The 13243-nt window shown below is 71.2% G+C and carries 18 protein-coding genes; 6 read left to right on the top strand and 12 right to left on the bottom strand.

Translation table 11 applies throughout. The features are described from left to right. Positions 1 to 24 precede the first annotated feature (24 nt). Genes SM611_RS07930 through SM611_RS07920 form a run of 3 tightly spaced genes read left to right on the top strand, consistent with a single transcriptional unit; the run spans position 25 to position 1324 of the window. The gene (locus SM611_RS07930; protein ID WP_371948410.1) at positions 25 to 435 is read left to right on the top strand and encodes a Zn-ribbon domain-containing OB-fold protein; all 411 of its coding nucleotides are present in this window, start codon (positions 25 to 27) and stop codon (positions 433 to 435) included. Next, complete coding sequence (locus tag SM611_RS07925; RefSeq protein WP_371948408.1) at positions 432 to 926, top strand: FAS1-like dehydratase domain-containing protein; 495 nt, start codon at positions 432 to 434, stop codon at positions 924 to 926. The genes SM611_RS07930 and SM611_RS07925 overlap by 4 nt, the downstream gene beginning before the upstream one ends. Further along, positions 923 to 1324: an HTD2 family dehydratase gene (locus SM611_RS07920; protein ID WP_371948407.1), complete on the top strand. Its 402-nt coding sequence runs from the start codon at positions 923 to 925 to the stop codon at positions 1322 to 1324. Before SM611_RS07925 ends, SM611_RS07920 begins: the two co-directional genes overlap by 4 nt. A 77-nt stretch (positions 1325 to 1401) precedes the next feature. Here SM611_RS07920 and SM611_RS07915 read toward each other — a convergent pair whose 3' ends face one another. The 10 genes from SM611_RS07915 to SM611_RS07870 all read right to left on the bottom strand — a co-directional run bounded on the left by SM611_RS07915 (position 1402) and on the right by SM611_RS07870 (position 9702). Then, positions 1402 to 2646 (bottom strand): ABC transporter substrate-binding protein, encoded by a 1245-nt coding sequence (locus SM611_RS07915; RefSeq protein WP_371948405.1) that lies wholly within the window; start codon positions 2644 to 2646, stop codon positions 1402 to 1404. A 121-nt stretch (positions 2647 to 2767) separates the two neighbouring features. Further along, positions 2768 to 3844: a branched-chain amino acid ABC transporter permease gene (locus SM611_RS07910; protein WP_371948404.1), complete on the bottom strand. Its 1077-nt coding sequence runs from the start codon at positions 3842 to 3844 to the stop codon at positions 2768 to 2770. Continuing rightward, positions 3837 to 4727 carry a branched-chain amino acid ABC transporter permease gene (locus SM611_RS07905; RefSeq protein WP_371948402.1) on the bottom strand — a complete coding sequence of 297 codons (891 nt, stop codon included), beginning with the start codon at positions 4725 to 4727 and terminating at the stop codon, positions 3837 to 3839. Before SM611_RS07905 ends, SM611_RS07910 begins: the two co-directional genes overlap by 8 nt. Beyond that, positions 4724 to 5563 carry an ABC transporter ATP-binding protein gene (locus SM611_RS07900; protein ID WP_371948400.1) on the bottom strand — a complete coding sequence of 280 codons (840 nt, stop codon included), beginning with the start codon at positions 5561 to 5563 and terminating at the stop codon, positions 4724 to 4726. Before SM611_RS07900 ends, SM611_RS07905 begins: the two co-directional genes overlap by 4 nt. Further along, a complete protein-coding gene (locus tag SM611_RS07895) occupies positions 5560 to 6342 on the bottom strand; it encodes an ABC transporter ATP-binding protein (RefSeq protein ID WP_371948399.1) in 783 nt (260 codons plus the stop codon). Before SM611_RS07895 ends, SM611_RS07900 begins: the two co-directional genes overlap by 4 nt. 566 nt (positions 6343 to 6908) lie before the next feature. Next, positions 6909 to 7304 carry a nuclear transport factor 2 family protein gene (locus SM611_RS07890; protein WP_371948397.1) on the bottom strand — a complete coding sequence of 132 codons (396 nt, stop codon included), beginning with the start codon at positions 7302 to 7304 and terminating at the stop codon, positions 6909 to 6911. Then, the gene (locus SM611_RS07885; RefSeq protein WP_371948395.1) at positions 7301 to 7441 is read right to left on the bottom strand and encodes a hypothetical protein; all 141 of its coding nucleotides are present in this window, start codon (positions 7439 to 7441) and stop codon (positions 7301 to 7303) included. The genes SM611_RS07890 and SM611_RS07885 overlap by 4 nt, the downstream gene beginning before the upstream one ends. Continuing rightward, entirely contained in the window at positions 7438 to 8058 is a 621-nt protein-coding gene (locus SM611_RS07880; protein WP_371948393.1) for a TetR/AcrR family transcriptional regulator, read from the bottom strand. The genes SM611_RS07885 and SM611_RS07880 overlap by 4 nt, the downstream gene beginning before the upstream one ends. After that, positions 8045 to 8788, bottom strand: coding sequence for a hypothetical protein (locus SM611_RS07875; protein WP_371948391.1), 744 nt, complete (start codon positions 8786 to 8788; stop codon positions 8045 to 8047). The genes SM611_RS07880 and SM611_RS07875 overlap by 14 nt, the downstream gene beginning before the upstream one ends. Further along, complete coding sequence (locus SM611_RS07870; RefSeq protein WP_371948389.1) at positions 8785 to 9702, bottom strand: ABC transporter ATP-binding protein; 918 nt, start codon at positions 9700 to 9702, stop codon at positions 8785 to 8787. Before SM611_RS07870 ends, SM611_RS07875 begins: the two co-directional genes overlap by 4 nt. A 323-nt stretch (positions 9703 to 10025) precedes the next feature. Between SM611_RS07870 and SM611_RS07865 the strand changes: the two genes are divergently transcribed. The 3 genes from SM611_RS07865 to SM611_RS07855 all read left to right on the top strand — a co-directional run bounded on the left by SM611_RS07865 (position 10026) and on the right by SM611_RS07855 (position 12384). Continuing rightward, positions 10026 to 10604 carry a TlpA family protein disulfide reductase gene (locus tag SM611_RS07865; protein WP_371948387.1) on the top strand — a complete coding sequence of 193 codons (579 nt, stop codon included), beginning with the start codon at positions 10026 to 10028 and terminating at the stop codon, positions 10602 to 10604. Beyond that, positions 10605 to 11462 carry a cytochrome c biogenesis CcdA family protein gene (locus SM611_RS07860; protein ID WP_443112129.1) on the top strand — a complete coding sequence of 286 codons (858 nt, stop codon included), beginning with the start codon at positions 10605 to 10607 and terminating at the stop codon, positions 11460 to 11462. It begins immediately after the preceding gene. A 103-nt stretch (positions 11463 to 11565) separates the two neighbouring features. Next, entirely contained in the window at positions 11566 to 12384 is an 819-nt protein-coding gene (locus SM611_RS07855) for a class I SAM-dependent methyltransferase (RefSeq protein ID WP_371948384.1), read from the top strand. Between the two features lie 103 nt (positions 12385 to 12487). Here SM611_RS07855 and SM611_RS07850 read toward each other — a convergent pair whose 3' ends face one another. Together SM611_RS07850 and SM611_RS07845 are read right to left on the bottom strand one after the other, a co-directional pair. After that, positions 12488 to 12649, bottom strand: coding sequence for a hypothetical protein (locus SM611_RS07850; protein WP_371948382.1), 162 nt, complete (start codon positions 12647 to 12649; stop codon positions 12488 to 12490). Positions 12650 to 12683: 34 nt separating this feature from the next. Continuing rightward, entirely contained in the window at positions 12684 to 13079 is a 396-nt protein-coding gene (locus SM611_RS07845) for an MmcQ/YjbR family DNA-binding protein (RefSeq protein ID WP_371948380.1), read from the bottom strand. Positions 13080 to 13243 lie beyond the last annotated feature (164 nt).

The raw sequence follows: 13243 nt of genomic DNA, 5'->3' as shown, positions 1-13243 counted from the left end.
CCCCGCAACGAGAAGGGAACCGAGGTGACCGACGGACACCCCGACCTCGCCGGATACCGGCAGGGCCTCGCGGCCGGGGAGCTGCGCGCCCAGCGCTGCACCGGCTGCACGACGATGTTCTGGCCGCCGCGCCCGGCCTGCCCGCGCTGCCGCTGCCCCGACACGTCCTGGGAGCGGCTGCCGGACACCGGCGAGCTGTTCACCTGGACGGTCGTGGCGCACACCCGCCTGGAGGGTTTCCGGGACGCCGCCCCGTACCCGGTCGGCATGATCGGCCTGCCCGGCGCCGGCATCCGGATGATCGGGCGGATCGACGCACCGCCGGAGGAACTCGCGATCGGCATGCCGGTGCGCTGGACGCTCGCCGACTCCCCCGCGGGCGGCCGGCGGCCCGTCTGGACGCCGGTCCAGGCCGTGCGGGAGGAGAACCGATGACGGCGAGCCTGTTCGACGACGCGACCCTGTCCTGGGTCGGGCGCACCGTGACGGCCCCGCCGTACCCGGTCGCGCGCGCCGACATCGCCAAGTTCGCGCTCGCCGTCGGGGCGCGCGACCCGATCCACTTCGACGTGGAGGCGGCGAGGGCGCAGGGCCATCCGGACGTGGTGGCGCCGCTCGGCTTCTACGTCGCCGTCCGGCTCCAGTCGCAGAACCTCGTCCCGCTGGACGAGCTGAACGCCGACGGGGTGTCGCCGGGGCTGACGCCGCCGAGCCGCGCGTCCAAGATCATGGCCGGGGACACCAGGGCCCGCTTCCACCGGCGGATCCGCGCCGGCGACGTCATCACGCTCACCACCGCGATCAGCGGCATCCAGGAGAAGCGGGGCCGGTCGGGGCCGCTGATCCTGGTGTCGTACTCGCTCGACTACACCGACCAGGGCGGGGAGGCCGTCGTGTCAGAGACGTACGCGCGGGTGCTGCGATGAGCGGGGCGCCGATCGAGGGATTCACGATCACGCCGGGCCCGGTGCAGCTGTTCGCGTTCTCCGCCGCCACGTGGAACCCGCACCGCGTCCACTACGACGCCGACTACTGCCGGGACGTCGAGGACTATCCGGGCGTCGTCGTGCCCGGCCCCCTCCAGGGGTCCTGGCTGCTGGAACTCGCCGACGCCTGGGCGCGCGAGGCGGGGCTGCGGGTCGAGTCGATCGAGTACCGCAACGTGCGGCCGGCGTTCTCCGGCTCCGAACTCGCCGTCGGCGGCCGGGTCGTCCAGGGCCCGCCCGAGGCGTCCCTCGAACTGTGGGTCGCCGCGCCGGACGGCGAGCGGCACTGCGTGGCCACCGCGCACGCCCGCCCGCCCGACGCCCCCCAGCCTCGTTGACTTGCGGCATGTCGTTGTTATCCGAAGGCTCATAACAACGACATGCCGCAAGTCAACGCACCCGGTGAAGGACGGGGTCAGCCCGCGGCCTCGATCTTGTAAGCGTCGGCGGTGCCGGAGGCGCGGAAGTCCTCCTTGACGCCGAGGCCGGCGAGGGCGTCGGGATCGATCTGCTGCACCTGGCTCTGCCGGGTCGTCGGCTGCGCCGGGTCGGACAGGTCCTGCGGCGGCAGCAGCCCCGGCATCTCGAAGTCGGTGACCTTGCCGCGCGCCTTGAGCAGGCCGGGCCTGGTCAGGTCGTCGCAGGTCTCAGAGATGATCTTCGTGTAGAGGTGGGTCAGCGTGTAGGCGTGCACGACCGCGTAGTCGGACTCCGGCCGCGCGGTCCCGTACTTCGCCTTCCAGGCGGCGGCCAGCTTCTTGTTGGCCTCGGCGGTGCCGCCGAGCGACCCCATCGGGCTCATCCGCTGGTACCGGCCCGTCATCGCCGACTTCGCCGAGGTCGACAGGATGCTCGTCCCCCAGGACGACACGTTGCCCATGATCGGCACGTCCAGCCCGGTCGCCTTCATCACCGACGCGGCCGACGCCGTCTGCTTGGAGGTGGCGTCGATGAGCACGGCCTTCACCCCGGCCGCCTTCAGCGCGTTGACCTGGCTCGTCAGGTCGCTGTCGCTGGGCTTGATCTGCTGCCCGATCAGCGTGAGCCCGAGCTGCTTCGCCGCGAAGCGGCTGCCCTTGTAGCTGTTGCCGCCGAAGTCGCCCTGCAGGTAGATGTGCCCGACCTTGTCACCCTTCTTGATCTTGTCGTGGCGGACCAGCCAGTCGACCCCGTTGATCATCTGGATGTCGTAGGTGGACCCCATGACGATCAGATGCTCGTCGCCCAGCAGCTCCGAGGAGAAGCTGGTCAGCCCGGACAGGACCCCGTTCTGGCCGATCTTGTCGCGGAGCGCGGTGATCACCGCGGAGCCGTAGATGTTGAGGAATCCGAACACCTGCGGCTCGATCTCGTCGTAGACGGTGACGGCCTTCTGCGGGTCGTAGCCGTTGTCGCGGACGACCAGCTCGACCTTGCGTCCGCAGACGCCGCCGGCCTTGTTGATCTCCTCGACGGCCATCTGGTGGGCCTGGTTGACGGTCTTGCCGCTGCCCGCCAGCGGACCCGACAGGTCCACCAGGACGCCGAGCTTGACGGTGTCCTTGTCGACGCCGGCGGCCGCGCCGTCGCCGCCTCCGCGGGTCGAGCAACCCGTCATGGACAGGGCCAGGGCGATGGCGGCGGCTCCCGCCGTCACCCCGGGTCGGGGGATTCTGGGCATGGCTGCTCCTCCTCGGAACGCGGGCGGGCCACGAAGGGTTCGTGGGATGGGTTCGTGGGGGCGGGTTCGTGGGGGCGGGTTCGTGGGGCGGGTTCGTGGGGCGGGTTCGTGGGCGGCGCGCTCAGGCCGCCGCGGGTTCGGAGGCGGCGGGGCGGCGGCGCAAACCGCGGAACGGCCGCATCGACCGGCCGTGCCGCAGCACGACGATCATGACGAGCGCCCCGTAGGCGAACTTCGCGGCGATCGAGGCGTCCAGTCCGCCGCTCTGCCCGCTGGCGACGACGAGCGGCAGCGCGTCCGCGTACTTGCTCAGCACCAGCGGGAGCGCGGTGACGAACGTCGCGCCGGCGACGGCCCCGCCGGCCGAGCCGAGGCCGCCGAGCACGACCATGACCAGCACGTCGATGGACAGCATCAGGTCGAAGTAGTCGGGGATCGCCCGCTGGAACGCCAGCGCGGTCATGACCCCGCCCAGCCCCGCGTACATCGAGGACAGCACGAACGCGGACGACTTGGCGCGCCGCACGTTCACCCCCATGGACGCCGCGCCGATCTCGCTGTCGCGCATGAGGCGGAACGCCCGTCCCGGCCGTCCGCGCAGCACGTTGTGCGCCACCAGCAGTCCGCCCGCCGTGAGGGCGAGGAACAGGTACCAGAGGTGCTCGACGTCCCCGAACGGGACACCGGCCACCACCAGGCCGGACGCGTCGGAGAACTCGTGCCCGGCCAGCGAGAACGGCGTCACCGAGCGGCCGTCGTAGCCGCCGGTCACCGACGGCAGGTTCAGCAGCAGATGGTGCCCGAGGAAGACCAGGCCAAGCGAGGCGATCCCCAGGTACAGGCCGCGCAGCCTGCCCGCCACCGGGCTGAACAGGAGCCCGGCGAAGCCCGCGAGGAGTACCGCCAGCACCGCCGCGAGCAGCGGCGGCAGGCCGAGCCCGTGCACCCTGCCGTCGCCGTCGCCCGACAGGTAGGCGTAGCCGTACGTCCCGATCGCGATGAAGAACGCGTGGCCGAGCGACAGCTGCCCCGCCGCGCCGAACAGCAGCGTGAGGCCGATCGCGCCCATCGCCGCCGCCATCGCGAACAGGCCGATGCGCAGCCAGAAGCCGCCGACGTACAGGGGCAGCACGAGCATGGCGGCCGTCAGGACGGCGGTGCCGATCAGCGCCCGGCGCCGGGTGATCGCCTCAAACACGACTGACCTCCTTGGCCCCGAACAGCCCGGACGGCCGCCAGAGCAGGATCGCGAGCATGACCACGTAGGCGGCGACGTCCCCGAGACCGAGGCCGAGGAACGACAGTTCGTCCTGGTAGCCCGCCGCGAGCACCTGGACCATGCCGACGGTCAGGCCGCCCGCGATGGCGCCGCCGAGCGAGTCCATCCCGCCGATGATCGCGGCGGGGAACGCGGTGAGGGCGACGGCCTCCATGCTCAGGCTGACGCCCGGGCTGGGGAACGAGGCGAGGCCGATCCCCGCGACCGTCGCCAGGACGCCGGATACCGCCCACGCGCCCGCCGACACGCGCCGCAGCCGGACCCCGACCAGGGTGGCGCCCTCGGCGTCCTCCACGGACGCCCGGATCGCGAGGCCGAGACCGGTCGTGCGCAGGACCAGCCCGAGCCCGGCGATCAGCAGCGGGATGAGGATCACCGTGATGACGACGGTGAGCGGGAGCGTGAGCGGCCCCAGGTGCACCACGTGACCGTCCCAGGGCGCGCCGAGCGGCAGCACGCGCTCGTGCAGCCGGCGGCTCACCTCCGCCAGGACCACGATGTTGAGGCCGATCGTCAGGATCGCCATGCCGTGGTGGTCGCCGCCCTTGACCCGCGACACCAGGAGACGCTCCGACAGCAGCGTCAGCAGCGCCGTGACGGCCAGCCCGAGCACGGCGGCGGCGGCGAACCCGATCTTCGGCGAGGCCGTGGCCACGAGGAACACCCCGGTCAGCATGAACGCGGGGTAGGCGAAGTTCACCACCCGCGTCGCCTTGTACACCACGACGAAACCGAGCGTGATCATCGAGTAGAGGAGCCCCAGCGACACTCCGTTCGCCACCAGCTCCAGCAGATCGGTCATGAGGAGGGCCTCTCCGTGAGCCTGCCGGCCGCGAGTTCCGGCGCGGATTCCCCGGCGCCGGCGGCCGGCCGCGCCGGGTCGCCGCCCAGGTAGGCGCCGATCACCTCGGGATCGCGGCGGACGTCCGCGGGGGTTCCGTCCGCGATGACCCGGCCGAAGTTGAGGACGGTGACGCGGTCGGCGATCGACATGACGACGCCCATGTCGTGCTCGACGAACACGATGGTCAGGTCGAGCGCGTCGCGCGCGGCGGAGACGAGGTCGCCGAGCCGGGCGCTCTCCGCCGCGTTCATGCCGGCGACGGGCTCGTCCAGGATCAGCAGCCGGGGCTCCAGGCACAGCGCCCGCGCGAACTCCAGCCGCTTCAGGTCACCGTAGGAGAGCCGCGACGCGGGGGCGTCCAGCGTGTCCGACAGGCCGGCGAACCCGGCGATCTCCCGGACGCGCTCCCGGTGCGCCCGCTCCTCCCGGCGTCCGAGCCCGAAGGCCGCGCCGATCACCCCGGTCCGGGTCAGCCGGTGCCGTCCCACCATCAGGTTGTCGAAGACCGACTCGCCCGGCGACACGACGATGTTCTGGAACGTGCGGGCGATGCCCAGGCCCGCCACGCGGTCGGGCCTCAGCCCGGTGACCTCGTGGTCGCCGACGTGGATGCGCCCGGACGTGACGGGATAGATGGCGCACAGGGCGTTGAGGAGGGACGACTTGCCGGCGCCGTTCGGCCCGATCACGGCGTGCACGGTTCCCGGCTCGACCTCGAAGGACACGTCGTCCAGGGCGTGCAGCCCGCTGAACAGGACGGTCACTCCCTCGATCCGCAGCCTCGGCGCCGTCATCCGCCCCACCTGCTCAGGGCGGGCACCGGCGCGGCCTCGCGGGCGGACTCGTCCGCGGACTCCCCCAGGTACAGGCGGCGGACCTCATCGCTGCCGGCCAGCTCGTCCGCCGCGCCCCGCAGGACGACCCGGCCCAGTTCGAGCACGTACGCCGACCGGGCCAGGGAGAGCGCCATCGCCGCGTTCTGCTCGACCAGCAGGACCGGGACCCCCTCCCCGCTGATGTTCCGGATCGTCTCGGCGATGACCTGCACGAGCCGGGGCGCGAGCCCGAGCGACGGCTCGTCCAGCAGGAGCAGTCTCGGCCGCGACATCAGCGCCCGGGCGATGGCGAGCATCTGCTGCTCACCGCCCGAGAGCGTGCCCGCGGGCTGCTTCAGCCGCTCTGCGAGCCGCGGGAACAGGTCGAGCACGTGTTTGCGCGACTTCTCGCGCTCCGTGCGCGACCGGACGGGGAGCGCTCCGGCGGCCAGGTTCTCGGCGACGCTCAGGGCCGCGAACACGTGCCGCCCCTCCGGCACCTGGACGAGCCCGCTCCGCACGATCGCCGCCGGGCTCGACTTCTCGACAGCTCGGTCGAGAAAACGGATGGAGCCGCCTCGCACGGCCCCGCCGTACAGTGGCAGCGTTCCGGAGATCGCCCGCATCAGCGTCGTCTTGCCCGCTCCGTTGCTGCCCAGGAGCGCGACCACACCGGCGTCTCCGACCTGCAGGGACACCTCTTTGATCACCGGTTCGCGCGCCCCGTAGGTGACGAGGAGCCGGTCGATATCGAGCATCAGTACCTCCGATCCCGCCCGGGACGAGCTGCCACGAGCCGATCGAGCGGAATGCGGGGCGAATGCACCGGCACCGTCTGACCTCCTGTAACTACGGCAGAGGTTTTACATACCACTCGGTCTATAAAACCGTAGAGTGCACTGTAAGGCCACCCCCGCCACGACGACAAGGGGGCGCGGCGCTCGTCTTCACACCGGCCCGGCAGGCGCCCGATGGGCGGCATCTCCGGCTCTTCGCGTCCCGCCGTCTGCGTCTGGAGCCTGGTCGGCCCTGCCATCGCCGTACCGTCCGGCGTCCCGCTCAGCGCGCCCTACGCTCGTGAGGGTGCGGCTCGAGCCGTCCAGGATCGTCCCGGACGATCCCCGCCGCCCGCCCCGGCTCGGCTTGCCGCGGTCCCGCAACTGGTCACCGCCGCCGCGCCCTCAGCCCGCACGGTGACGTGAGCGTGTGGGCGTCGTGGGCCGAGTGCGCGGGGCCGGCTCGGCACCCGGCCGGGGTCCACGCACCTGCGCAGAGCGTCTGCGGCGGGACCGGTCCAGGTCCCGCCGCAGGCTCGGTGGCCGTCTCAAGACCAGAACGTGTCCACGGTGGGCTGGTCCTGGTTGAAGATCGTGATGGCGGTGATCCTCCCATCGTGCACGGTGAGGAGGTGAACGGTGTGGTTCTCCAGTGGTGGTCGGCCGGGCCGGGTCGCGCGGGAGATGCCGTAGACGGCGGCGTGCCGGTCACCGCCCATGACCTCGATGACCTGGGTCCGCGCGCCGCCCGGCGCGATCGCGGTGCCGGCGGCGACGAATTCGGCGAGGCCGGCCGCGCCCTGGTATCGGCCGGCGATGGGATTGGTGCCGGGGACGGACAGGGTGGCCGCGGGATGGAGCAATTCGGCGATGGTCGCCGCGTCACCGTCGGCCAGCGCGGTGTAGAGGCGCCTCGCCGCCTCGCGCGGGTCGGTCGAGGTCATTTCGGCGGTAGTACGCCGGTGAGGTGCAGGGTCAGGCCGACGGCGACCACGAGGATCACCGCGACCACGATGAGGGTGGTGCGCAGGCGGTTCGTCCGGCCGTCGGGCCGGTAGGGTGTGCGGTCGTCGGGGGTCATGAGTCCTCCTTGGGCCGGGGCGCGATGGCGGCGGCCGCGGCGTCGAGCATGCGTTGGAGTTCGGGTCGGCTGGGCTTGGGCCATGCGTCGCCGGCGATCAGCAGGTTGTGCAGCGTGCTGGCGATGAGGAAGCCGAAGGCGTCGGTATCGACGGGTCCGGCCACGCGGCCGGTCTCCTGCTCGGCGGTGAGATAGCGGGTCAGGATCCGGGGGAACGCCGTCGGCCCGAACCCGGCGTGGTCGGCGCTCGCGGCGACGGACTGCATGAGCGCCTCGTCGTTGAGCAGTTCTCGGGCCAGCGCGACCGCCGGCGAGTCGAGAACGATCTCCGAGTACCACATGAGGTTGGCGCCGACGGCCTCGGTGCCGGCACGGGTGAGCAGTTCGTCGGATGCCTCGCGCAGGAGGGCGAGTTCGGCGCGCACGATCTCGCCCACCAGTTCACGGCGGTCGGCGAAGAGCTTGTAGGTGAGGCCCACCGCGCAGCCCGCCTCGGCGGCCAGCCGGCGCATCGTCAGGGCGTCGGCGCCCTCCCGGGCGATCAGCGTGCGCGCGTGATCGACGAGGGAGGCGCGCAGCCGTTCGGTGGCCTCGGCACTGCGCTTACCCGGCGACATCGTGGCGCTCCACCATCCGTACCCCCAGTGCCAAGGCGATGGCGATGACGCCGATGAGCACCGCGGCGGCCGGCGCCCACGGCAGCAGGTCGGCGGAGGGCTGGCGGCGCAGGCTGAGCGCCGCCAGGCCGGGCGACCACCGCAAGACCCGCGGCGCGGCCGCGAAGAGCGCCGGCTCGACCAGGACGGTCCAGGCGAGCATCACCACGATGGCGGGAACCTGCCGGCGTGCGATGGCGCCGAGGGCGACGCCGAGGACGCCGAAGAGGACGGCCACGACCACGCAGCCGACGAGGGTGAGCCAGACCGATGAGCGGCCGAAGGGCAGACCGAGCCCTTTGGAGTCGTACCAGGCGGCGGCCGTGGCGGCGGCGGCGGCCGAGGCGGCCAGGCCGTAGCACGCCCCGACGGCCATGTAGACGGCGGTCTTGACGGCCACCACCCGCCACCGCCGCGGGGTGGTGAGGAACGCCTGGCTCGCCTGCCCGAAACGCCACTCGCCGGCCATGCCGATGATGCCGGCGACGATGACGAGGATCGAACCGCCCGCAGCGCCGTGCAACGCGCCGCGCACCTGATCGTCCGCGAGCAGGTCCACCGGTTCGCCGTCGACCGCGATCAACGGCGCCAGCGTGCCCAGGATCCCGATGGCGACCGTGGCCAGCAGCAGCCACCACGTCACGGGGGTCGCCGTCACCTTGCGCAGTTCCGCGCGCAGCAGCCGCCTCATGACGCCTCCCGCGGGTCGACCTGGGGCCCCGCCAGCCGGAAGTAGACCTCTTCGAAAGTGCTCGTCCGCTCGGTCAGCCAGTGCACCGGGCCCGCGCCCTGCGCCACCGCCAACTCACCGGCTTCACGGGCCGACATGCCGTGAATCACCAGGAAATCGTCCTCAAGGTCGGCCCGCAGGTCGCGGGCGGTCACCGCGCGCAGCATCGCCGCCGCATCCGCGCAGCGCATCTCCACCACCCGGGTGCCGTCGAGGAGCTGATCGAGCGGCTCGTCCGCGAGCAGCCGCCCGCGGTCGATGATCAACACCCGGTCGGCGACCTCGGCCAGCTCCGCCAGCAGATGGCTGGAGACCAGCAGTGCGCGCCCGTCGGCCGCGAGCCCGCGCAGCAGATCCCGCATCCACAAGATCCCCGGCGGGTCGAGACCGTTGGCCGGCTCGTCGAGTATCAGAACACCCGGGTCGCCGAGCAGGGCACCGGCGATGGCCAGCCGCTGCAGCATGCCCATCGAGAACCCGCCGACCCGCCGCCCGGCGTGCTCGGTCAACTCGACCAGGTCGAGGACCTCGTCCACCCGCCGTCCAGGCAGCCCGGACGCCGTGGCGAGCACGCTGAGATGCAGCCTCGCCGAGTGGCCGGGATGGGCACCCGGGCCGTCGACCACCGCACCCACCCGCCGCCGCGGACTGGCCAGTTCCCGGTAGGGGCGGCCGTCGACGAGCGCGATCCCGCTCGTCGGCGCGACCAGGCCGAGCAGCATCCGCATCGTCGTCGTCTTGCCCGCCCCGTTGGCGCCGACGAATCCGGTGATCGTGCCGGCCGCCACCTCGAACGAGACGTCGTCCACGACCGTCCGTCCGTCGTACGCCTTCGTCAGCGACCGGCAAACGATCGCTCCCTGCTGTGAACGCATGTTCACGACTCTATCGTGAACATGCGTTCACGACAACCTCGGCGTTCGCGAGGGCGGGACATCGCCGCCCCGCCGCGCCACACCATCACCTTCACGGAAGGAGCGCCCGCATCGGCCGCGGAGCCACCGGACTGCCCGCTGGCCTGACGCGTGCGAGGGTGGTGATCGGTCGACGGGAAGCACATGAAAGGCGCGTCCGGCCTCCCGACCGTGTCGCTTTGCGCTGTCCCAGTACGGTCGGTGCGTCTTTCGTGAATGTTGGGGTGGGCGTTCGGTTCGGTCCGGGCGGTGACGTCATCGCCTTGTAAGGGTCGGCGTGGACGATGCAGATCTACCGTGACGGCATGAAGATGTTCAGTCTGTCGCTCTTCACGCTGGCAGTCGTGCTGACCGCATGCGGTGGTGAGACCGCTGAGCCGGGCGTCGCCGCGTCGTCGGCGACGGCTTCAGCACCGACGAGCGCGGCACCGAGCGAGGCGTCCGTCAGGCAAGCACCCGCGTTGCTGAGGTTCCAGGGGGCCAAGCTCGATGGAACGGCGTTCGACGGCGAGAGCTTGGCGGGCAGGCCGGTGGTGCTCTGGTTCTGGGCGCCGTGGTGCCCCAAATGCCAGGCCGAGGGGCCCGCGGTCGCCAAGGCCGCGCAGAAGTACGGCGACAAGGTCGCCTTCGTGGGCGTCGCCGGGCTTGACAAGGACAAAGCGGCGATGGAGAGGTTCGTTTCGCGCACCGGCACGTCCGGGATCGTCCAACTGGACGACCGGACCGGCGCCCTCTACAAGCACTTCAAGGTCACCTCGCAGTCCTCTTATCTGATCGTGGACCCCGAGGGCGGCAGCCACTCGGCGGTGGGTCCATTGGACGAGGCCACGCTGTCCTCCCTCATCGATAAGCACGCCCTGTAAATGGACGACCTCGCACTCGCGTTGGCCGCCGGATTGGTCGCGGCGTTCAATCCGTGCGGCTTCGCGATGTTGCCTTCGTTCCTGGCCCTGCTGGTCTCCGGGCCCGGTGGTGCGGCGCGGGCGTTGCGGTTGACGGCGGCCATGACGTTGGGCTTCATCACCGTCTTCGGAATCTTCGGCCTGGTGATCAGCGTCGCGACCGCTCCGATCCAGCGGCACCTGCCGTGGGTCACCGTCGTGACCGGCGGGCTCCTGATCGTGCTCGGCGCCTGGCTGGCGTCCGGGCGGGAACTGCTCCTGCGGCTTCCGCGCCTGAACGTCGGCGGGCCGACCGGCTCGTTCGTCGCCCTCTACGGATACGGCGCTTCCTATGCGGTCGCCTCCCTGTCGTGCACCATCGCGCCGTTCCTCGCCGTCACCGGGCTGGTCTCCGGGAGCGGCGATCTGCTGGACGGGCTGGCCGCGTTCGTCGCGTACGGTGTCGGAATGGGCCTGGTCATCGGACTGCTGGCCCTTCTCGTCGCCCTTGCCCAGGAAGCCGCCGTCCGAAGGACCCGAGCGGTCCTTCCCCACGTCTCGCGAGCCAGCGGGGTGTTCCTGCTCCTGGCAGGCGTCTATGTCGGCTACTACGGCTGGTACGAGTTGCGCCTCAACGCCGGAGCCTCCGCCGACGACCCGATCGTCGGTACCGTCACTGACCTTCAGGGGCAGGTCACCACATGGCTCGACGCCCTCGGCGTCCGCTGGATCGCCGCAGCCTTCGCCCTCGCGGTCGTCCTGGCGATGGCGCTCCGCACCCGCAGACACAGACGCAGGGAACAGTCTGCTTCTCCCTCGGTAACCGACAACGTGACGTGAGCCGCGATACCGGCCAACAACGAGGTGCTGCCCCCACCGGTCTCGCGGCCGGCCAGGTGGATATTCGCTTGGTGCGAGCGGAGCGCGCTGCCACAGTGCTGCTGTGGACGACTACGTGGCGATCAACAGGGCCAACTGGGACGAACGGTCCCCGGCACATGCCGTTTCCCCCGACTACGAATTCGATCGGTTCACCAACGACCCCGGGCACCTCAGCGGCGTCGTCCGGTTCGACCGCCCCCGCCTCGGGAATCTGACCGGGCTGCGCGCCGTGCACCTGCAATGCCACATCGGCACCGACACCGTCTCCCTGGCGCGCCTGGGCGCCACGATGAGCGGCCTGGACTTCTCCGCGACCGCACTGGACCAGGCGCGACGACTGGCCGCCGACACCGGCAGCACCATCGACTTCCGCCACGCCGAGCTCTACGACGCCGTCGAGGTCTTCGGCCGCGAGCGCTTCGATCTGGTCTACACCGGGATCGGCGCCCTGATCTGGCTGCCGGACGTGGCGCGATGGGCCCGCGTCGTCGCCGACCTGCTGCGCCCGGGCGGCCGCCTGTTCCTCCGCGAGGGCCACCCCATGCTGTTCGCACTGGACGAGACCGCCAGCCCGCCCAGCCTGCGCTACCCCTACTTCGAAACCGCCGAGCCGGTGATCTTCGACGAACCCGGAACCTACGTCCAGACGGACACCAGCTTCACGCACACGCTCACCCACACTTGGAACCACGGACTCGGCGAGACCGTCACCGCGCTGCTCACGGCCGGAATGCGCCTGACCGGCCTCACCGAGCACGACAGCGTCCCCTGGCAGGCCATTCCCGGACACATGACCAGGGACGACACCGACGAATGGCGCCTAACTCACCATCCCGAACGCCTGGCCGCCAGCTACACACTGCAAGCCGTCAAGGAATAGACCCCGATAGGGCAGCCCCCGTGCTTGCAACGCCCTCATGCCGCCGTTCGCGCATTCGTGCCGGTGGTCGGGCGTTTCGCGGTGGGCGGCGTCAGATTCGGCGTCAGTGGCGGTTGTTTCCGCGTGGCGTGGTCGCGATGGTACGGGCGCGTTCGGGGGTGATCAGGTCTCGCAGCACCGGGTCGGTCAGCAGTACGACCGGCGGGACCTCGGCGCTGTACTCGGCGAGATACCGGCTGCCACTGCTCGACAGTACGCGCGCCATCAGTAGATGCCATGCCGTATCCGTCTCGGTCCGGTCAGCTTGGATCTGTGCTGGGTTGATCGGCTGCGGTGTCGAGGTCGCCGGCGAGCGTATCGGGCGCACGCATGCGCCAGGCGTCGGTGATGAGCTCTTCCAGACGGTCGGGGTCCACTTCGTCCAGCCGCAGCATGACCAGAGGCATCCCGTCGTAGGCGGGTGTGGTGAAGAAGCGCTCCGGCTCACCGAGCAGCAACGCCTGTTTCTCCGCCTCGTCGCCGACGTACAGCACGGCGATGTCGGTCCGGATGACGCGCGGCTTCCCCGGTCTGCGCTCTGGGTAGGACCACACGAACCCTTTGCCGCCGACCCGGAAATCGAAGCCGTCGCTGTCGATCTCGAGGACGTGAGGGAGCGCGAGCGCCAACCGGCAGACGTCTTCGGCGTCAGCCATCCTGGTCGCTCCCGGACACCGGTTTCCGCACGCGTACAGGCTATCGACCCACGAACCGCGAAGGGCCCCCGGTGGCCGAGGGCGTCTCTGTCCAGGGCGGGTCAGCGTCGGCGGGGAACTGGTGGGCTCGGGAGCTCCGCGGCGATCTGGGCGAAGCCGTCCAG

The sequence above is a fragment of the Actinomadura monticuli genome (assembly GCF_041463655.1).
In the GTDB taxonomy this organism is placed as follows: domain Bacteria; phylum Actinomycetota; class Actinomycetes; order Streptosporangiales; family Streptosporangiaceae; genus Spirillospora; species Spirillospora monticuli.
Note: the sequence above shows the minus strand (reverse complement) of the source record. Positions and strands in the feature narration are given on the sequence as shown.